Origin of the sequence: Candidatus Poriferisodalis sp. (genome assembly GCF_965262965.1) — a bacterium.
Classification (GTDB): Bacteria; Actinomycetota; Acidimicrobiia; order Acidimicrobiales; family Poriferisodalaceae; genus Poriferisodalis.
This window is the reverse complement of sequence record NZ_OZ253573.1, coordinates 1,129,856-1,147,059: the sequence shown is the minus strand read 5'-3', so window position 1 is coordinate 1,147,059 and position 17,204 is coordinate 1,129,856. Positions and strand designations below refer to the sequence as shown.

Genomic DNA, 17,204 nt, shown 5'->3' with positions numbered 1-17,204 from the left:
TCGGGCGTCGCAGGTCAGCTGCGGGGTCAGTCGAAGGTGATGACCGTGCGGGCGGCAGTGCCGGCTTTCATCCAGCCGTAGCCCTCGTTGATCTGCTCGAGGTCGATGCGCGCTGAGATCATCTCGTCGAGCATCAGGCGACCGTCGAGGTAGAGCTCGACCATCATCGGGATGTCTGTGCGGAACTGGTTCGAGCCCATCATCGAGCCTTGCAGCTTCTTCTCTGACAAGAAGTCGATGCCCCGCAGTTCGACTTTGGTCTTCGACGGCACCATGCCGATCACCGTGGCGGTGCCGCCGATGTCCAGCATGCCGAACGCTTGCTCCACAGTCGCAGACAGGCCGATGGCCTCGAAGCTGTACTCGACGCCGCCACTTGTCATGTCCTTGACAGCAGTCACGACATCGTCGACTTCGGCAGCATTGACGGTGTCAGTCGCGCCCATCTGGCGCGCCGTCTCGAGCTTCTCGTCGGTCATGTCGACAGCGATGATCCGGCCCGCGCCAGCCACTCGGGCACCCTGCACGGCCGACAGTCCGATGCCGCCGCAGCCGATCACGCACACCACGCTGCCGACGCCGACGCCTGCGGTATTGACCGCCGCGCCGAACCCGGTAGTGACGCCGCAGCCGATGAGGCAGGCGCGGTCAAGCGGCATGTCGGGCCGCACCTTCACCACGGCGTTCTGGTGCACCAGCATCTGTTCGGCGAATCCGCCCAGCCGTGCCATCTGTCCGACCTCGGTGCCGTCGCCACGCGTGAGCCGGGCGTCGGCGCCTTTGGCGCGGGAAGTGGCCCTGATGTTCGTGCAGCGATGCGGGTTGCCCGACAGGCACCTGTGGCACTGGCCGCAGAAGATTGACAGGCATGCGATCACGTGGTCACCGGGCTTGACGTAGCTGACGTCGTCGCCGACGGCCTCGACCACGCCCGCCGACTCGTGTCCCATCACCATGGGGACGGGCGTGCGGAACAGTCCCTCCATGAAGTGCAGGTCGCTGTGGCACAGCCCTGCACCCTTCGTCTGTATAAGGACTTCCTGGGGTCCTGGATTGTCGATCCGCAGATCCTCCATCTCGAGATCTCCGGGCTGCTCGCAGAGCACCGCAGCTTTCATGTCACGCCCCCTCGCGTCGTTCGGCCAAGTTGATTGGCTCTGCCGAGACTACGCGCGCGTCTTGATCGCTGTGCCAGACGAGGGCGCGCGCTGAATTCTCTCGATCCGAACAGTGGCATCCGGTTAAATGGACCGCTCATGCTGGTTTCGCTCACTTCGACGACGCCCGATGCGACCGATCTGGGCTTCTTGTTGCACAAGCATCCGGATCGGGTGCGGTCGGTCGATGTCGGATTCGGGCGCGCCCATGTCTTCTATCCACAGGCTTCGCCGCAGCGCTGCACGGCGACGCTGTTCGTGGAGGTCGATCCGATCGCTCTGTCGCGAGGCCAGCATGGGCGTCGGTCCAGCGGCCTTGAGCCCTACGTGAATGACCGGCCCTATGCGGCGTCGTCGCTGCTGAGCGTTGCGCTTGGCCGTCTGTACCGCACGGCGATGAGCGGTACGTGCGAAGCCCGACCTGAACTGGTCGAACAGCCGCTCGACCTCGAAGTCGACCTCCCCGTCGTGCCGGTTCGAGGTGGCGAGCCGATGCTTCGACGGCTGTTCGAGCCGTTGGGCTACGAGGTCGAGTTCGCACCGATCGCGTTGGACGAGCGTTTCCCGGCGTGGGGCGACAGCCGCTATTTCTCGGTCCGGCTCTCAGGCCGGCATCGCGTGCGCCACACCCTTGAGCATCTTTTCGTGCTGCTTCCCGTGCTCGATGACCGCAAGCACTATTGGATCGACCAGAACGAGATCGACAAGCTGCTACGGCGCGGAGGCGATTGGCTCGGCTCGCATCCCGAGTCCGAGCTGATCTCGCGTCGGTACCTGCGCTTCGGCCAGTTCGCCCGTGAAGCCCTCTCGCGTCTCGCCGACGTCGGCGAGGACACCGACTCGCTCGACGAGCAGCAGGACGAAATCGAGCAGGCAGCCGAACGCCCGATCAGCTTGCGCGAGCAGCGGCTTGCATCGGTTCTGGCGGCGGTTCGAGCTGTCGGGGGAGGCCGGGTTGTCGACCTCGGATGCGGCGAAGGCCGACTGCTGCAGCGCCTTGTCTCCGAACCGTCGGTGACCGAAGTGCTCGGCGTCGACGTATCGGTGGGTGCACTCGAGCGAGCCGAGCGGCATCTCCTTCCCGACGAGATGTCCGAGCGTCGCCGGGAGCGGATTTCGCTGCTGCAAGGAGCGCTGACCTACACCGACGATCGGCTGTGCGGCTTCGATGCCGCCACCGTGGTGGAAGTCATCGAGCACATCGACAGTGAGCGGCTCGGAGCATTCGCCGATGTCGTGTTCGGTCACGCTTCTCCAGCGTCGGTGGTGCTGACGACGCCGAACCGGGAATACAACGCAAACTTCGCCAACGTCGGCCCGACCGGTCTCCGGCACGGCGATCATCGATTCGAATGGACCCGCGACGAGTTTGCGGCGTGGGCGCAGGGCATCGAGGATCGGTTCGGCTACGGCTTCGAGATCAGCGGCATCGGCCACCCCGATCCCGTCTGCGGGTCGCCGACACAGATGGCGGTGTTCCGCCGCCGAGCCGAGCCTGATGCGCCGAATCCAGTGAGCCAAATCTGATGCGACAGTTGCTCACCAGCATCGAGACTCCCGAGCTCGGGCTCGTCGTGCTCTGTGGCGCGTCCGGCGCGGGCAAGTCGACGTTTGCCCGCCGACATTTCACCGATACCGAGATCGTGTCAAGCGACCAGTGTCGTGCCCTCGTCGGCGATGACGAGACCGACCAGTCGGTCACCGGGGCCGCCTTCGAACTCCTCCACACGATCGTCGACAAACGCCTCGAACTCGGTCGCCTGACCGTTATCGATGCCACCAATGTCAAGGCAGAGGACCGGAAGTCGCTGCTGGAGATTGCACGTCGAAACGACGTGCTCGCGACAGCGATCGTCTTCGATCTCCCACTGGACCTCTGCCTGGAACGCAACAGCTCACGGCCAGACCGTCGCACACCGCAGCACGCCATCAGGCGCCAGCACGCATCGATTCGCCGAGGCGCCAAGCAACTGCGCAAAGAGCGCTTCGCCAAGGTCTACACCCTCGGTTCGGCAGCCGAGCTCGACTCCATTGAGGTGGTGCGCACCCGGCTTTGGAACGATCGACGAGACGATGCCGGCCCGTTCGACATCATCGGTGACGTCCACGGCTGTCATGTCGAGCTCTTGGCGCTGCTCGAACAGCTTGGCTACGACACGACGGCAGATCCGATTGTCCACCCCGACGGACGGCGAGTCGTCTTTCTGGGTGACCTCGTCGATCGAGGCCCCGGCGTGGCCGAGGTGCTCGATGTCGCCATGTCGATGGTGGACGCGGGCAGTGCGCTGTGCATCCTCGGCAACCACGAGAACAAGCTGAGTCGCGCGCTCGCCGGACGCGACGTCAAGGTGACTCACGGGCTTGGCGAATCGCTCGAACAGCTCGAACGGCGCAGTCCCGAGTTCCGCGAGCGCGTTACCGGCTTCATCGACGGCCTCATCAGCCACTACGTGTTCGATGGCGGCCGCCTCGTCGTTGCGCACGCGGGCTTGCCTCAGCGGTACCACGGGCGGTCGTCGGGCCGTGTGCGGAACATCGCTCTCTACGGCGACACCGACGGCGAGACCGACGAGTACGGCCTTCCCGTGCGCTACCAGTGGGCGCAGGATTACCGTGGCACGGCTGCCGTCGTGTACGGACACACGCCAGTGCCGGATCCCGAGTGGGTGAACAACACCATCTGTCTCGACACCGGTGCGGTGTTCGGCGGTGAGCTGACGGCAATGCGCTGGCCCGAACGGCAGATGGTCTCAGTGCAAGCAGAGCGTGAGTACTACGAGCCGATCAGGCCCCTCGAGGCCGAGGTTGAGCCCCGGTTGCCGCGCCGATTGGACATCAGTGACGTGCTCGGCAAGCGCCGCATCGATACGACGTTGGCGGGGCGCGTCTCCATCGACGCCGACCGATCCAGCGCAGCCCTCGAAGTCATGAGTCGCTTCGCCGTCGATCCCCGGTGGCTCGTGCACCTCCCGCCGACCATGGCGCCTGTCGCCGCCAGCAAGCGCCCCGATTGCCTCGAGCACCCCGACGAGGCGTTCGCCTACTTCCGAAAAGCCGGTGTCAGCGAGGTTGTCTGCGAGGAAAAGCACATGGGCTCGCGAGCCGTGCTCGTGTTTGCCAGCGACGCCGCCGCAGCTTTGGCGCGATTTGGCATCTCCAACGACGATGCAGGTGTCATCGTGACCCGTACGGGAAGGCCGTTCTTCCGCGAGCCCGGGCTGACGGGGGCTCTGCTGGATCGTGTTCGCCTGGCTGCCGACGCCGCTGGAGTCTGGGATCGCCTCGGAACCGATTGGCTCGTGGTCGATGCGGAGCTGCTGCCGTGGTCCGCGAAATCCATCGAGCTGCTTCAGGACCTGTACGCCTCGACCGGAGCGGCAGGCGCCGCCGTCCTCGACGCCGGGCAACGGCTGATGTCCGATGCGATCCGACGAGGAATCGATCTCTCGGCGCTCGCGACGCGAACGACCGGGCGCGCCGAGCACCTCGCGTCCTACGTCGACGCGTACCGGCGCTACTGCTGGGATGTCGACGGCGTCGCCGGAATCGAGATTGCTCCGTTCCAACTCCTCGCCGCCGAGGGCGAGGTTCTCGCCCGCCGACCGCACAAGTGGCACCTCGAACAGATCGATGCGCTGATCGAGCAGGCCCCAGACGTGCTTCGCCGAACCGATCGCCGGTTCGTCGACCTGAGCGACGGCGGCTCGGTGCAGGCGGCCAACGATTGGTGGCATTCGCTCACCCAGGGCGGCGGTGAGGGCATGGTCGTCAAGCCGGCCGCGTCGGTCGCGCACGCAAAGGGAGGCCTCGTCCTGCCTGGTGTCAAGTGCCGGGGCCGCGACTATCTCCGGATCATTTACGGGCCGGAATACCTTGAACCGTCGAATCTCGAACGACTGCGGCAGCGGTCGCTCGGCCGCAAGACATCTCTGGCGCAACGAGAATTTGCTCTCGGCATCGAGGCACTTGACCGTTTCGTGGCGAACGAGCACCTGCACCGGGTTCACGAGTGCGTGTTCGGTGTGCTGGCGCTTGAGAGTGAGCCTGTGGACCCGCGGCTCTAGCACGGTGGGCGGCGTCCTCACAGCGTTCGGTGTGCCTCGCTGCGGTAGCGTCGCGGGAAGCAAACCAGGCCCGCCGAGGGGGAGTCATGGCGAACAAGCACGGCTACTTGCCGAAGGTGTCCGAGTTGGACGACAAGCAGCAACGGCGCCTGGACACGTGGTATGCGAAGGCCTACGCCGACGACAACCTGTTCCGGACCCTCGCGGCCGACGAGACCACGATCGACCTGTTTCTCGGCTGGGTGAGCGCGGTGTACGCCGGCAATCCCGACGACGACCCCGGAGCGCTCGATCGCCACATGATTGAGCTCTGCCGTATTCGCATGGCCAACCGCAACGAGTGCTTTCACTGAAGCCTCGTGCGCAGCGCATCGTTGGTGCGCACCGGACTCACGAACGAAGTCGTCGCACACTTGGTCGACTACGAGGCATCAGACTTGCCCGAATCGTGGAAGGCCGCACTGGCGCTGTGCGACTGGCTGTCGGGCTTCGAGCACTCGGGCGTGATCCCGCCCGAGATGTACGAGCGGCTGAGCGAGCACTTCAACGAGCAGCAGATTCTGCGCTTGGGTGCCCTGCTTGCTTCTGCGAGTGGCTGGCACAGGATGATCGAGGCATTCGGCATCCGTCCCGACCACTACAGCGAGGGCCAATCCAGCCCTTGGGCCGCCGCAGCGGGCTGACCGGCAGATCACAGCACAGCTTCCGCGCAGACGCGACGTTGCACAGCCTCACTGCACAGGCGTGCGCGAGCCTGACGTACAGCACGACTGCGTCGTCCGCCGCCTAGCTTTTGGAATCTGTGACGAACGGAGCCTCGACCAGTGACGCGGCGCCGCAGGACCCGCACCTCGGCGAGATCACTGACTTCTTGGGTCTGCGCCCCACCGAAGACGAATTGCGCTGGCTGATGCCGGTGACGTTCGATGTGGCCGGTGCGACCGGAACCTTGCATGGCGGTTGCGGCTTGGCGGCTGCGGTCGCAGCACTCGAGACGGTGACGGGCCGTCCCATGGCAGCGCGTCTGCTCAATATCTGGCTCGCCTGTCCGAGGGAAGTTGCGCGGCGATCACTCTGGACATCGGGGCAAGCGGCAACCGCATGACGCAGGCCTCGGCGGAGATCACAGACGCCGCCGACGGGCGCGTCATCCTGCGAGCGCTCGTTTCGCTCGGCGGCCGGCAACTCGGCATCGATCAGACGTGGGTCGCTGCGCCCGAGGTGCCGCCGCCTCTGGAGTGCGAGCGGCGTGACAACACGTCGCTCGTAGGTCACTCGTTCACTGACCACGCTGATGTTCGCCTGGTAGGACAGCAGCCGGGAGACCGCCACGTCCGGTACTGGTCACGGCTCTCGGGCACGCTGGCATCGACCGGGCCGGGCCTGACTGCTCTGGCTGACCTGCTGCCGAGCGGCATGCGAGTGAGCCTCGACGCAGGCTTTCGGGGTTCGAGCCTCGATAACACCGTGCGCATCGCCGGAGAGGCCGACAGCGAGTGGGTCTTGCTGGACATCGAGTCCGACGCCGTGCACAACGCGGTCGGTCAGGGCATCGTTCGCATCTTCGCCGAGTCGGGTGAGCTGCTTGCGACGGGAAACCAGTCATTCGCGATCACTCGCATCACCGGGCCGCTGGGCTCGCTGGCTGAGTAGGCGCCATGGCAGCAAGCGCTGGTCTCCGGATGTGGATCGCGGGAGCGAGACCGCGCACGTGGCCGGCCTCGCTCGTGCCGGTGTTCGTCGGGACGGCGGCTTCGGATGCCGCTGTCGGCGATGGCGTCGTGTGGTGGCGCGCTGGGTGCGCGCTCGTGGTGTCGCTGTTCATTCAGATCGCCGTCAACTACGCGAACGACTACAGCGACGGCGTGCGCGGCACCGATGCGGACCGGGTCGGGCCGGCGAGGCTGGTGGCATCGGGCGCGGCGTCGCCGGTGGCCGTGCGGGCCGCAGCGTTCGCGTCGTTCGGCGTCGCCGCTGGGGTCGGGATCGTCGTCGCGGCGGCCGTGTCGTGGTGGCTCATCGTGGCTGGCGGGGCCTCGATACTCGCGGCCTGGTACTACACGGGCGGCCGCAGTCCCTACGGATACCGGGGACTCGGTGAGCTGTTCGTGTTTGTGTTCTTTGGCGTGGTCGCGACGGCCGGCTCTGCATTCGTGCAGGACGCGCAGCTGTCGATATTGGGCGTCGCGGCGTCAGTGCCGGTCGGGTTGGGCTCGGTGGCGTTGCTGATCTCGAACAATCTTCGGGACCTGCCGCGCGACGAGCGAGCCGGCAAGCGCACGCTGGCAGTACGGATGGGGGACGCGCCGACCCGCGTGCTGTATGCCGCCGTCGTGGCCATTGCCGTGTTCTCACCGCTGTACCTGTGGCTCTTGCGGCCCTGGGCATTCGTCGGACTGTTGGGCGCAGTGGCCGCGCTGGCGCCGGTACGAGCAGTGCTGCGCGGCGCCCGCGGTCGGGCGCTGCTGCCGGTGCTGGCCGGCACCGGCCGGCTTCAGCTCGTCCTGGGCGCGTTGCTGACGGTCGGCTTCTTGCTCGGGACGTGAGCATGCGATCGATTGGGGAGCAATGAGCGTGGCGAACGACGGTGACTCAGTGACTTCCACCGCAGTGCTGGAACACCTCGCGGCGCTGGGCGTCGCGTACGAGATCGTGGAGTGCGATCCGGATCTTGCCGACACGGCACAATTCTGCGAGCGGTACGGATTCTCGATGGACGCTTCCGCGAACGCGATCTGCGTGGTCGGCAAATCGGCGGATCGGCCGATGGCGTGCTGCTTGGTGCTGGCCACGACGCGGCTCGACGTGAACGGCGTCGTGCGACGACGGCTTGGAACCCGAAAGGCATCGTTTGCCGACGCGGACGAGACGATCGAGCGCACCGGCATGATGATCGGCGGTGTGACGCCCTTCGGACTGCCCAGCGATCTGCCAGTTTGGATCGACAGCCGGGTGATGGCCTGCGAGCAGGTGATCGTGGGCGGCGGGTCGCGCGACTGCAAGATCCTGTGCCCGCCGTCCTCCCTCATGGCCATCGCGAGCGCGCACGTTGTCGACGATCTGGCAAAGAATCCGCCGAATCCGCCTGCGGGCTGAGCGGTATCAACCAGCCGTGAGATTCAGCGGGAGCGGGTGGCGGTGATGAGCTGCGAGATGCCCCCGCTCAGCAGTTCCCGATCCACGTCGCGAAACCCTGCTTCGGCGATCTGAGCGAGCAATTCCGGCGCGGGCGGCAAGTACGCGACTGACTTCGGCAAGTAGCGATACGCGTCTCGACTGGAGAGCAGGCTGCCGACGGCAGGCACGACTTTGCCGAAGTACACGCTGTGGCCGGCACGCAGCAGCGGGTTGCCGGGCTCTGCGACTTCGAGTAGCGCCATGCGCCCTCCTGGACGCAGGATGCGAGCCAGCTCCGCAAACACGGCTGCAAGGTCGGCGAAGTTGCGCAGGGCGAAACCGCAGGTCGCCCCGTCGAACGTCCGGTCGCGCACGCCCAGTCTCAGAGCGTCGGAGCGCAGCAACGGCGCTTGTGTGGTGGTGGCGGCCAGCATGCCGGCACTGAAGTCGACGCCGACCGCCCGAAGGCGAGATTTCTGCAGCTCGTTGCAGAGATCGCCAGTCCCGCAGGCCAGATCGACCACGAGTTCTCCGGGTTGCAGACCGAGCGCCGACACAGCGCGGCGGCGCCAGCGAGTGTCCAGCCGAAACGTCAACAGCCGGTTGAGCAGGTCGTAGCGCGGCGCAATCTCGTCGAACATCGCTTCGACGGCTAGCGCCTTGTGCTCGGGCTCGGGCAGCCCGGCCTCGGGCGGATTCATTGGAACCAGATGCGCCGATGGTTGCGACTGAGGGGATGGAAGATGAGCACCAGCAGCAGCACGTCGAACATCAGCCGCATCAGGATCCCCAGTCCAAATTGCGTTCGGGCCGTCCACCACAGCGTCGCGAGCGTCGAGTAGACGGCCGCAGCCGCGCACAGTCGATGTCCCCAGCGACGTTCGTTAGCCGTTCCCAGACCTCCGGCGGCAAAGGCGCCGCCGAGCAGCAGCGTCACGACGATCGGCACCAAGGCATCACCGAGGTCCTCAGCGGTGCTATCGCTGGCAAACAAGCCGACGATGTCGAGCGTCAGCTGATAGTCGATACCGGATCCGAACAGCAGGAATCCGGCCGAGAAGTAGCACAGCAGGACAGAGCTGTAGAGCGTCTGGGGCTGGCTGCGATTCAGCCAGCGCATCTGATTCACCGCGCAAGTGTGGCACCCCAGATCGCCGATCCACTGTTGCCCTGCGCGTAGCGCTGCATGGACCCTGTGCGTAGCGCAGCAACGGCACAGCGAGTAGCGCGCCAATGACGCAGCGAGCGGGCCCAGCGACGAGCCCGGACCCCAGCGTTAGCCTCGCTGCGGTGAGTGCCGAACCCGTGATGTCGATCGGCGCCGACCAGCACGGCGCCGTCGTTGAGGCAGACGCGTCCGGGTGGGCGCCGGGAACCTTGAGCGAGGCGCTGCGGCAACAGCTTCGACAGCTCAGCGGCCCGGTGGCGGTGTGGATCGACCATCCAGACCACGGCGAGGACGCAGCAGGCGAGTTGTCGCCCAGCCAGACCACCCTCGGACGCGAGCTGGCCGCGGCGGGGCTGGCGTTCGAACGAGACCTCTACCGGATGGAGCGGGCGCTGCCCATGGACCAGGCAAGCGGTATCGAGACGCGCTCATTCGTCGTGGGCCAAGACGAAGCCGCTTGGGTCGAAGTCAACAACCGCGCTTTTTCATGGCACCGCGAGCAGGGCGGATGGACGCTGGCACAGGTCGCCGAACGGGCGGCCGAGCCTTGGTTCGACGCTGACGGCTTCCGCGTCTACGACATCGACGGCGAGATCGCTGCGTACTGCTGGACGAAGGTGCACGTCGACGAGGACCCGGCCGCCGGCGAGGTGTATGTGATCGCCGTGGACCCCAAGTACCACGGCCGCGGACTCGGCCGGGCGCTCACGTTGGCGGGGTACGAGCACCTCACTGATGTCGGACTGACTCGCGGGATGCTCTACGTCGACGCCGACAACACACCCGCCGTCACGCTGTATCGCGATCTCGGGCTTGAGGTTGCGGTGATCCGGCGGCTGTTCACTGGCGCCGGCCCGCTCTGTTGGTCAAGCACAGGCCGGCAGTGACCCCTGCAACGTCACAGCGCACGGCGATGAGCTGCCGATGCGAGGCTCACCGTTGATGGCCTCCCAGCGCCCCGCAGACGATCCATGCCTGGCGGATCTCAGCCGGACTGAGTTGGGGGAGCTGCTCGACGGCGAGCCCTCCTATCGCTTGGATCAGGTGTGGGAGGGGCTGTACCGGCAACGGCGGCCCTTGGACGAGATCACCAACGTTTCCAAAGCCCTGCGCAGTGCCATCGCAGATCTGCTGCCGCCGGCGCTCGGGCTCGTGCGAACGCAGTCCGCGGACCGCGGATCGACTGTCAAGCAGCTGTGGTCGCTGCGCGACGGGCATCTCGTGGAGTCCGTGCTGATGCGCTACCGCAACCGCACGACACTGTGCATCAGCAGCCAGGCGGGCTGTGCCATGGGCTGCAGCTTCTGCGCGAGCGGACAGATCGGATTCGACCGCAACCTGAGTGTGGGCGAGATTGTCGAGCAGGTACTGGCGACATTGCAACACCCTTCGGCCGCCACGAGCCGCAGCAGCGGCGCGCTGAACATCGTGTTCATGGGAATGGGCGAGCCGATGGCGAACTACGACGCGGTGTGGTCCGCCGTCGAGCGCTTTCATGGCGACATGGGCATCGGCGCGCGGCACATCACGATCTCGACGGTCGGCCTCGTGCCCGGCATCGCTCGTTTGACAGCGGCCGACTTGCCGGTGAACCTGGCGGTCTCGCTGCATGCGGCGAACGACCGCATGCGAGACCGCATCGCGCCGATCAACCGCACCTATCCGCTCCGCGAACTCGCGAAATGCCTTGCCGAGTACCGCCGCGCCAAGCGGCGGCGCATCAGCTTGGAGTGGGCCATGATCGGCGGCGTCAACGACAGCGACCGCGATGTTGCTGAGCTGGCTGCATACGCACGGCCGCTGGCGGCGCACGTGAATTTGATCCCGCTGAATCCGACACCGGGCTATGGCCACGAGCCCTCGCCGCAGTCGACGATCGAGCGATTCGCTGCAGAGCTGGCGTCGCATGGCGTGAACGCCACCATCCGCGCCAACCGTGGCACCTCGATCGATGCCGCGTGCGGCCAGCTCCGCGCAGACAAACAGGTTGCGATCGGCCGCACCCGACGCCGCGCATCACCGCGCGTTCAGTCTCGCTGAGCGCTAAACACAGGTCATGGCCAAGCCGAGATCGCCGAAGGGCCGCGCCCAGCGGACCCATGAGCGGCTCAAGGACGAATACGAAGCGGTCTGCGAGCTGGTGCATCGCAACCCCTTCGAGCTGCTGGTTGCCACGATCCTGTCGGCGCAATGCACCGACGTCCGTGTCAATGCCACGGTGCCGGGGTTGTTCGCTCGGTTTCCCGACGCCGAGGCCTTGGCTTCGGGCGATCTCGCGGAAATCGAGGAAATCGTCCATCCCACTGGCTTCTTTCGCAACAAGGCTCGGAATCTGCAAGGGATGGCCCGCCAGCTCCTCGCGGACCACGGCGGCGAAGTGCCGACGCAGCTCGCGGACCTCGTCAAGCTTCCAGGCGTGGGCCGCAAGACCGCGAACGTCATCCGTTCGGTGGCCTTTGACCTGCCCGGACTGCCGGTGGACACCCATGTCGGTCGGTTGGTCCGGCGGCTGGGCATCACAGAAGAACAAGACCCGGTCAGGGTGGAGCTGGCCCTCAACCCGATGATCCCGCAGTACGAGCGAGGCGACTTCAGCCTGCGGCTCATCCTGCACGGCCGTCGGGTCTGCGCATCACGCAAGCCGGCCTGCGACGACTGCGTGCTGAACGACTTCTGCCCGAGCGCGTTCGCGGCCTGATCGGACGACGAGCGGTACGGGCATGCCGTCGTTCACGATGCACCAACGGGGAGACCTTCACCCATGACCCAGCCAGACACGACGGGTACGACAATCCGGCGGTCGTCTCACTTTGTGCCGGGCGCCAACGAGCGCTTGCTCACCAAGTCGCTCGCCACTGCCGCCGACGGCCTGGTCCTCGACCTCGAGGACGCCGTGATTCCGGACAACAAGGACAGTGCCCGCGCCACGGTGGCGGGGTGGCTGGCCGATGTCGACTTCGGCGCCAAAGAGCGAGTGGTTCGGATCAATCCGCTGGACAGTCCGTGGTGCGCCGCCGATGTCGAGGCCACGATGGTTGCTCCGCCCGACGCCTACCTGGTGCCGAAGGTGAACAACGCAGCGGAGGTAGCGCATCTCGACGGCATGATCGCCCGCTGGGAGCTTGAGCATGGACACCGCCCGGGCGGTGTGGCGCTGCTGGTGCTGGGCACCGAGACACCGCAGGGGCTGCTCAACATCGGCGAGCTGGCCCGTCATGACCGCGTCGATGCGTTGACGTGGGGGGCCGAGGACCTGTCGGCCGCGATGGGTTCGAAGGCCAACAGGGATGCGTCAGGCGCCTACCTCCCAGTGTTCGAATACGCCCGGGTCATGTGCCTGGTGGGAGCCACGGCGTGGGGCAAGCAGCCTCTCGACACGGTGTACGTGGACTTTCGGGACGGGGAGGGTCTGGCCGCCGAGTGCGCCACTTCAGCGGCGATGGGCTACACCGGCAAGATCACGATCCATCCCGATCAGATCGACATAGTGAACACTGCCTTCACTCCGAGTGCGGACGAGGTCGCCGACGCGAAAGAGCTGCTCGAGGCATTCGTCGAAGCAGAAGCCGCTGGGCTGATGGCGTTTGCGCACAAGGGCCAGATGGTTGATGTGCCCCACCTCACTCGGGCTCGCAAGATCGTCCAGACAGCGGAGTTGCTCGAACGATGTGCCTGAGCTCGACAACGGAATCGAGGGCTGATTCCGCTTAGCGGAGCGAATCCGTGGCTTGGGTCAGCCGGCGACGGGCCATGCGCAGCGATCGTTCGACCTCGTAAAGCTCGACGCCGACATCTTCGTGTGGCGTTCCCATCAGCTCATCAGCAGCTCGCGAGATGCGGTTGCCAAGCTCGCCGACAGCGGTCTCGATTGACGACAGCTCTGCCGCGCTGATCACCCGCGGCACGCTAGCGACGACTCGCACCCAGTGGTGCAAAGGGGCGCAGGTACCCTCGGCACGGTGCTGAAACGGCTGGACCTTCGGGGTAAGAGCGGGGAACTCGCCGACCTTCTGCCGCGCCCAGATTCGGGTGCGGCGGTACCGGCAGAGGCGGTTCGCAAGCTGATCTCGCGGGTCCGAGAGGGCGGCGACGCGGCTGTCCGGGAACTGACGGCCAGCTTCGACGGCGTCGAGGTGGTCGACACGCTCGTGCCGGCGAGCGAGCTTGAGGCGGCTTGGGAGTCGCTGTCGTCTGCTTTACGCTCGGCCTTGGAGACCGCCCATCGGCGAATTCTGGAGTTCCACGTCGCAGAAGCAGCGACAGCCCACGTCCACAAAAGCGATGGTGTCACTGTCCGCTCGGTCAGACAGCCGGTGGACCGTGCCGGTGTGTACGTGCCAGGCGGTCTGGCTGCGTATCCCTCCACGGTGCTCATGACGGTGCTCGTGGCGCGGGCCGCGGGCGTGGACGACATCGTGCTGTGCTCCCCACCAGGTCCGGACGGCAACCTGGCGGCAGCGGTGATGGCCGCAGCACACCTCTGTGGCGTCACTGAGGTGCACCGTGTCGGTGGCGTGCAGGCTGTCGCGGCGCTGGCGTACGGCACTGAGACCATCCGTCCCGCCGATGTCGTGGCTGGGCCGGGCAATGCCTGGGTCGCCACCGCCAAGCAGCTTGTGGCCGGCGACGTCGGCATTGCGTCGGCATTCGCGGGGCCATCAGAGATTGTCGTGATCGCCGACGGGACGTGCCCGCCGGCCGCCGCAGCCACTGACGTCGTGCTGCAGGCCGAGCACGGTCCCGGCGGCCGGGCCTGGCTCGTGACGTGGGATGCCGCCTGCGCGGACGCTGTCTGCGCGGCAATCAGCCAGATTGTCGAGCTGTCGCCACGGCGCGATGAGACCCTCGCGACTCTGGATGCCGACGGGTTCGTGTGCCTCGTTGACGGCCCCGCCCAGGCTGCCGAAGTCGCCAACTTCATTGCACCTGAACATCTCCAGCTCATGTGCGACGGCGCCCACGAACTGCTGGGCGACATCCGTCACGCCGGTGCTGTGTTTGTCGGGCCGTGGGCGCCGGCGTCGGTCGGCGACTACGTGGCCGGGCCGTCGCACGTGCTGCCGACTGCTGGAACTGCCCGCTTTGCGGGGGCGCTCACCACCGACGACTTCATCAAGCGGATGCATGTGGTCGAGGTCTCCGAGGCTGGATTTGACCGACTGGCGCCAGCTGTGGCTGAGCTGGCGAAAGCCGAGGGGCTGTGGGCGCACGCGGCCTCGGTGTCGCGCCGCAAGGAGTGGATCGCGTCCGGGGTGCGGCCGTGAAACCGGCAGTGCGGGACGATCTGCGCTTGCTGGAGGGCTATCACTCGCCGCAGATCGAGGTGGAAGCGCGCCTCAATACCAATGAGGCCCCATTTCCGCCCCCTGCCGAGTTCACCGAGGCCCTCGCAGCCGAGCTGCGCAGCGTCGAATGGCATCGTTACCCCGACCGGACCGCCAGTGCGCTTCGGGCCGACCTCGCCAAGCTGCACGGCACCGAGCCCGAGCGCATCTTCGTCGCAAACGGTTCCAACGAGGTACTCCAGACCGTGTGCCTGACCTACGGCGGGGCCGGTCGAAGCGTCGCGACGTTCGAGCCCACGTATGCGATGTATGGCCAGATTGCACGCAGCACGCAGAGTTCAGTAGTTGATGGCGAACGCCACGCTGACGGCAGTGTCAGCGTCTACGAGATGGAACGAATCGTCGAGCGGTACCAGCCCTCGATCGTGTTCCTGTGCTCGCCCAACAATCCAACTGGCACACCCGAACGACTTGACGTGTTGGAGCGGGCGCTGGAGATTGCGCCCGGCCTCGTGGTGGTCGACGAGGCATACGGTCAATTCGCTGACTGGAGCGCCATCGACCTCTGCGATGACGCGGGTGGACCCGACAACCTCGTTGTCACTCGTACGTATTCCAAGACGTGGGCGATGGCAGGGGCGCGGCTGGGCTACGCGGTGATCCCTGTGGGAATGGCCGCCGAGTTCGAGAAGGTCGTCCTGCCGTACCACGTCGACACGTTCAAGCAGATCGCTGGCCGGGTGGCGCTGCGATTCACGGACCAGATGGAACACCGAGTAGCGGCGATCGTGTCCGAACGCGAGCGAATCTCCGCTGAATTGGCCCAGATGCGGATCGACGTCTGGCCTTCGCAGTCCAACTTCATCCTGTTCCGCACCAGCCCCGCCGGGCACAGCGGCGACGATGTCTGGCAAGCGCTCGTCGACCGCTCGGTGCTCGTGCGGAACTGCTCAGGGTGGCCACGCCTCGCCGACTGCTTGCGGGTCACGGTCGGCACGCCTGCCGAGAACGACCGCTTCCTGCAAGCCCTCGCAGAGGTGCTCGCATGAGCTCGGCCAGCCGGAGGGTGCGAATCGTCGGCGGAGGCCGCAGGCTGATGCGAATCGATGCTGAGGTGTCCCGATGACTGCAGAGGCAACGTTGCCCAGCCGCCGCGCTGCTCGTATGGCAAGCGTGCAACGGCACACCGCAGAGACCCAGATCGACCTTTCGATCGACATCGACGGCAACGGCCGCAACGAAATATCGACCGGCCTGCCGTTCTTCGACCACATGCTGGCCCAGCTCTCCAAACACGCGCGCTTCGACGTCGACCTGCGCACGGTGGGCGATCTCGAGATCGACGCCCACCACACCGTCGAGGACACGGGCATCGCGTTCGGCGAAGCCTTTCGCTCAGCGTGGGGGGACAAGGCAGGCGTGCGGCGCTTCGCATCCATCACGGTGCCGCTCGACGAGGCGGCCGTGGAGGTCATCTTGGACCTGTCGGGCCGCCCCTTCCTGCACTACGACGTCGACCCTCCAGGTGAGAAGATTCTCGGCGATCCGCCATTCGATCCCCAGCTGTGCGAAGAGTTCTGGCGCGGTCTGGTGATGGCGGCGGGCATCACGCTGCACATCGTGATGATCCGGGGTCGCAACACTCATCACATCATCGAAGCCAGCTTCAAGGGCGTGGCGCGGGCCTTCTACGACGCCGTGCGCATTGCCGACGACGTGCTGCCGTCGACCAAGGGCGTCTTGTGAGAGGCCTGCGGTGAGCGGTGCCGCTGCCGTGCGGCCGCTCGTGGCCGTCCTCGACTACGGCATCGGCAACCTGCGATCAGCGCAAAAGGGACTTGAGCGGGTGGGCGCCGATGCCCGTCTCACCTCTGATTCGGGGTTGATCCGTGACGCCGATGCAGTCGTGCTCCCCGGCGTCGGTCACTTCGGCACGTGCATGAGGCAGCTGCGCGCAACGGGCCTGGAGGCACCGGCTCTCGATGCGGTCGACAGCGGCCGCCCGTTCTTGGGCATCTGCGTCGGCATGCAGATGCTCTTTGAGGATTCGACCGAGGCCCCGGGAGTGCCTGGGCTTGCCGTGTTGCCCGGGTCGGTGCGCCTGTTGCCTGAGGGCGTCGTGCGGCCCCAGATGCAATGGAATCGCCTCGATGTGCGGCGGCCTGAGTGCGCGTTGCTGGTGGGGCTCACCGACGGCGCGTGGATGTATTTCGTCCACAGCTACGCCGCTCACACCGACGACGACCTCGTAGCCGCAACGTGCGACTACCCGACGCCGATCACGGCGGCCGTCGAGCGGGGCCAGCTGTGGGCGACCCAGTTCCATCCGGAGAAATCAGGCGATGCCGGCAAGCGTCTCGCCCAGAACTTCGTAGATGCCGTCGCCGCCTCGAGCGGTAATCGGTGAGCTGCT

At 66.3% G+C, this 17,204-nt stretch carries 20 protein-coding genes; 16 read left to right on the top strand and 4 right to left on the bottom strand.

Annotated elements, in window-relative coordinates; genetic code table 11:
* Positions 1–26: 26 nt before the first annotated feature.
* Positions 27–1,118, bottom strand: a complete 1,092-nt coding sequence (locus ACQY5K_RS05510; RefSeq protein ID WP_419922841.1) for a Zn-dependent alcohol dehydrogenase — start codon at positions 1,116–1,118, stop codon at positions 27–29.
* 138 nt (positions 1,119–1,256) lie between these two features.
* Here ACQY5K_RS05510 and ACQY5K_RS05505 point away from each other — a divergent pair, with 138 nt between their 5' ends.
* The 8 genes from ACQY5K_RS05505 (at position 1,257) to ACQY5K_RS05470 (ending at position 8,317) form a co-directional block, all read left to right on the top strand.
* Positions 1,257–2,684: a 3' terminal RNA ribose 2'-O-methyltransferase Hen1 gene (locus tag ACQY5K_RS05505; RefSeq protein ID WP_428120791.1), complete on the top strand. Its 1,428-nt coding sequence runs from the start codon at positions 1,257–1,259 to the stop codon at positions 2,682–2,684.
* The gene (locus ACQY5K_RS05500) at positions 2,684–5,221 is read left to right on the top strand and encodes a polynucleotide kinase-phosphatase (RefSeq protein WP_428120789.1); all 2,538 of its coding nucleotides are present in this window, start codon (positions 2,684–2,686) and stop codon (positions 5,219–5,221) included. The genes ACQY5K_RS05505 and ACQY5K_RS05500 overlap by 1 nt, the downstream gene beginning before the upstream one ends.
* A gap of 86 nt (positions 5,222–5,307) precedes the next feature.
* Positions 5,308–5,574 carry a hypothetical protein gene (locus tag ACQY5K_RS05495; RefSeq protein WP_419922844.1) on the top strand — a complete coding sequence of 89 codons (267 nt, stop codon included), beginning with the start codon at positions 5,308–5,310 and terminating at the stop codon, positions 5,572–5,574.
* A 6-nt stretch (positions 5,575–5,580) separates the two neighbouring features.
* Entirely contained in the window at positions 5,581–5,904 is a 324-nt protein-coding gene (locus ACQY5K_RS05490; RefSeq protein ID WP_428120787.1) for a carboxymuconolactone decarboxylase family protein, read from the top strand.
* Positions 5,905–6,023: 119 nt separating this feature from the next.
* The gene (locus ACQY5K_RS05485) at positions 6,024–6,326 is read left to right on the top strand and encodes a hypothetical protein (protein ID WP_428120785.1); all 303 of its coding nucleotides are present in this window, start codon (positions 6,024–6,026) and stop codon (positions 6,324–6,326) included.
* The gene (locus ACQY5K_RS05480) at positions 6,323–6,874 is read left to right on the top strand and encodes an acyl-CoA thioesterase (RefSeq protein WP_428120783.1); all 552 of its coding nucleotides are present in this window, start codon (positions 6,323–6,325) and stop codon (positions 6,872–6,874) included. The genes ACQY5K_RS05485 and ACQY5K_RS05480 overlap by 4 nt, the downstream gene beginning before the upstream one ends.
* 5 nt (positions 6,875–6,879) lie before the next feature.
* Positions 6,880–7,767 (top strand): 1,4-dihydroxy-2-naphthoate polyprenyltransferase, encoded by an 888-nt coding sequence (locus tag ACQY5K_RS05475; protein WP_428120781.1) that lies wholly within the window; start codon positions 6,880–6,882, stop codon positions 7,765–7,767.
* Positions 7,768–7,789: 22 nt separating this feature from the next.
* On the top strand, positions 7,790–8,317 hold the full coding sequence (locus ACQY5K_RS05470; protein WP_428120779.1) for a YbaK/EbsC family protein: 528 nt from the start codon (positions 7,790–7,792) through the stop codon (positions 8,315–8,317).
* Between the two features lie 23 nt (positions 8,318–8,340).
* Here ACQY5K_RS05470 and ACQY5K_RS05465 read toward each other — a convergent pair whose 3' ends face one another.
* Both ACQY5K_RS05465 and ACQY5K_RS05460 read right to left on the bottom strand, forming a co-directional pair.
* The gene (locus ACQY5K_RS05465) at positions 8,341–9,039 is read right to left on the bottom strand and encodes a ubiquinone/menaquinone biosynthesis methyltransferase (RefSeq protein ID WP_428120777.1); all 699 of its coding nucleotides are present in this window, start codon (positions 9,037–9,039) and stop codon (positions 8,341–8,343) included.
* Complete coding sequence (locus tag ACQY5K_RS05460) at positions 9,036–9,467, bottom strand: hypothetical protein (protein WP_428120775.1); 432 nt, start codon at positions 9,465–9,467, stop codon at positions 9,036–9,038. The genes ACQY5K_RS05465 and ACQY5K_RS05460 overlap by 4 nt, the downstream gene beginning before the upstream one ends.
* A gap of 161 nt (positions 9,468–9,628) precedes the next feature.
* Here ACQY5K_RS05460 and mshD point away from each other — a divergent pair, with 161 nt between their 5' ends.
* From mshD to ACQY5K_RS05440, 4 genes are all read left to right on the top strand, one after another.
* Positions 9,629–10,393 (top strand): mycothiol synthase, encoded by a 765-nt coding sequence (gene mshD / locus ACQY5K_RS05455; RefSeq protein ID WP_428120773.1) that lies wholly within the window; start codon positions 9,629–9,631, stop codon positions 10,391–10,393.
* A 37-nt stretch (positions 10,394–10,430) separates the two neighbouring features.
* Positions 10,431–11,546: a 23S rRNA (adenine(2503)-C(2))-methyltransferase RlmN gene (gene rlmN, locus ACQY5K_RS05450; protein ID WP_428120771.1), complete on the top strand. Its 1,116-nt coding sequence runs from the start codon at positions 10,431–10,433 to the stop codon at positions 11,544–11,546.
* Between the two features lie 16 nt (positions 11,547–11,562).
* On the top strand, positions 11,563–12,204 hold the full coding sequence (gene nth / locus ACQY5K_RS05445; protein ID WP_428120769.1) for an endonuclease III: 642 nt from the start codon (positions 11,563–11,565) through the stop codon (positions 12,202–12,204).
* A 63-nt stretch (positions 12,205–12,267) separates the two neighbouring features.
* Positions 12,268–13,182, top strand: coding sequence for an HpcH/HpaI aldolase/citrate lyase family protein (locus ACQY5K_RS05440; RefSeq protein WP_428120767.1), 915 nt, complete (start codon positions 12,268–12,270; stop codon positions 13,180–13,182).
* A 31-nt stretch (positions 13,183–13,213) separates the two neighbouring features.
* On the opposite strand, the gene ACQY5K_RS05435 is transcribed toward ACQY5K_RS05440, so the two are convergent.
* Positions 13,214–13,402 (bottom strand): hypothetical protein, encoded by a 189-nt coding sequence (locus tag ACQY5K_RS05435; protein WP_419922855.1) that lies wholly within the window; start codon positions 13,400–13,402, stop codon positions 13,214–13,216.
* Between the two features lie 63 nt (positions 13,403–13,465).
* On the opposite strand from ACQY5K_RS05435, the gene hisD reads away from it, so the two are divergent.
* The 4 genes from hisD to hisH all read left to right on the top strand — a co-directional run bounded on the left by hisD (position 13,466) and on the right by hisH (position 17,198).
* Complete coding sequence (gene hisD / locus ACQY5K_RS05430) at positions 13,466–14,770, top strand: histidinol dehydrogenase (RefSeq protein ID WP_428120765.1); 1,305 nt, start codon at positions 13,466–13,468, stop codon at positions 14,768–14,770.
* Entirely contained in the window at positions 14,767–15,840 is a 1,074-nt protein-coding gene (hisC, locus tag ACQY5K_RS05425; protein WP_428120763.1) for a histidinol-phosphate transaminase, read from the top strand. Before hisD ends, hisC begins: the two co-directional genes overlap by 4 nt.
* 73 nt (positions 15,841–15,913) lie before the next feature.
* Positions 15,914–16,537: an imidazoleglycerol-phosphate dehydratase HisB gene (gene hisB / locus ACQY5K_RS05420; protein WP_428120761.1), complete on the top strand. Its 624-nt coding sequence runs from the start codon at positions 15,914–15,916 to the stop codon at positions 16,535–16,537.
* A 10-nt stretch (positions 16,538–16,547) separates the two neighbouring features.
* Positions 16,548–17,198, top strand: coding sequence for an imidazole glycerol phosphate synthase subunit HisH (gene hisH / locus ACQY5K_RS05415; RefSeq protein WP_428120759.1), 651 nt, complete (start codon positions 16,548–16,550; stop codon positions 17,196–17,198).
* Positions 17,199–17,204 lie beyond the last annotated feature (6 nt).

What these genes read in the sequence shown, in the direction of transcription:
- ACQY5K_RS05510 (WP_419922841.1), bottom strand. Translation starts at nt 1,118, where the DNA reads ATGAAAGCTGCGGTGCTCTGCGAGCAGCCCGGAGATCTCGAGATGGAG.
- ACQY5K_RS05505 (WP_428120791.1), top strand. Translation starts at nt 1,257, where the DNA reads ATGCTGGTTTCGCTCACTTCGACGACGCCCGATGCGACCGATCTGGGC.
- ACQY5K_RS05500 (WP_428120789.1), top strand. Translation starts at nt 2,684, where the DNA reads ATGCGACAGTTGCTCACCAGCATCGAGACTCCCGAGCTCGGGCTCGTC.
- ACQY5K_RS05495 (WP_419922844.1), top strand. Translation starts at nt 5,308, where the DNA reads ATGGCGAACAAGCACGGCTACTTGCCGAAGGTGTCCGAGTTGGACGAC.
- ACQY5K_RS05480 (WP_428120783.1), top strand. Translation starts at nt 6,323, where the DNA reads ATGACGCAGGCCTCGGCGGAGATCACAGACGCCGCCGACGGGCGCGTC.
- ACQY5K_RS05475 (WP_428120781.1), top strand. Translation starts at nt 6,880, where the DNA reads ATGGCAGCAAGCGCTGGTCTCCGGATGTGGATCGCGGGAGCGAGACCG.
- ACQY5K_RS05470 (WP_428120779.1), top strand. Translation starts at nt 7,790, where the DNA reads ATGAGCGTGGCGAACGACGGTGACTCAGTGACTTCCACCGCAGTGCTG.
- ACQY5K_RS05465 (WP_428120777.1), bottom strand. Translation starts at nt 9,039, where the DNA reads ATGAATCCGCCCGAGGCCGGGCTGCCCGAGCCCGAGCACAAGGCGCTA.
- rlmN (WP_428120771.1), top strand. Translation starts at nt 10,431, where the DNA reads ATGCGAGGCTCACCGTTGATGGCCTCCCAGCGCCCCGCAGACGATCCA.
- nth (WP_428120769.1), top strand. Translation starts at nt 11,563, where the DNA reads ATGGCCAAGCCGAGATCGCCGAAGGGCCGCGCCCAGCGGACCCATGAG.
- ACQY5K_RS05440 (WP_428120767.1), top strand. Translation starts at nt 12,268, where the DNA reads ATGACCCAGCCAGACACGACGGGTACGACAATCCGGCGGTCGTCTCAC.
- hisB (WP_428120761.1), top strand. Translation starts at nt 15,914, where the DNA reads ATGACTGCAGAGGCAACGTTGCCCAGCCGCCGCGCTGCTCGTATGGCA.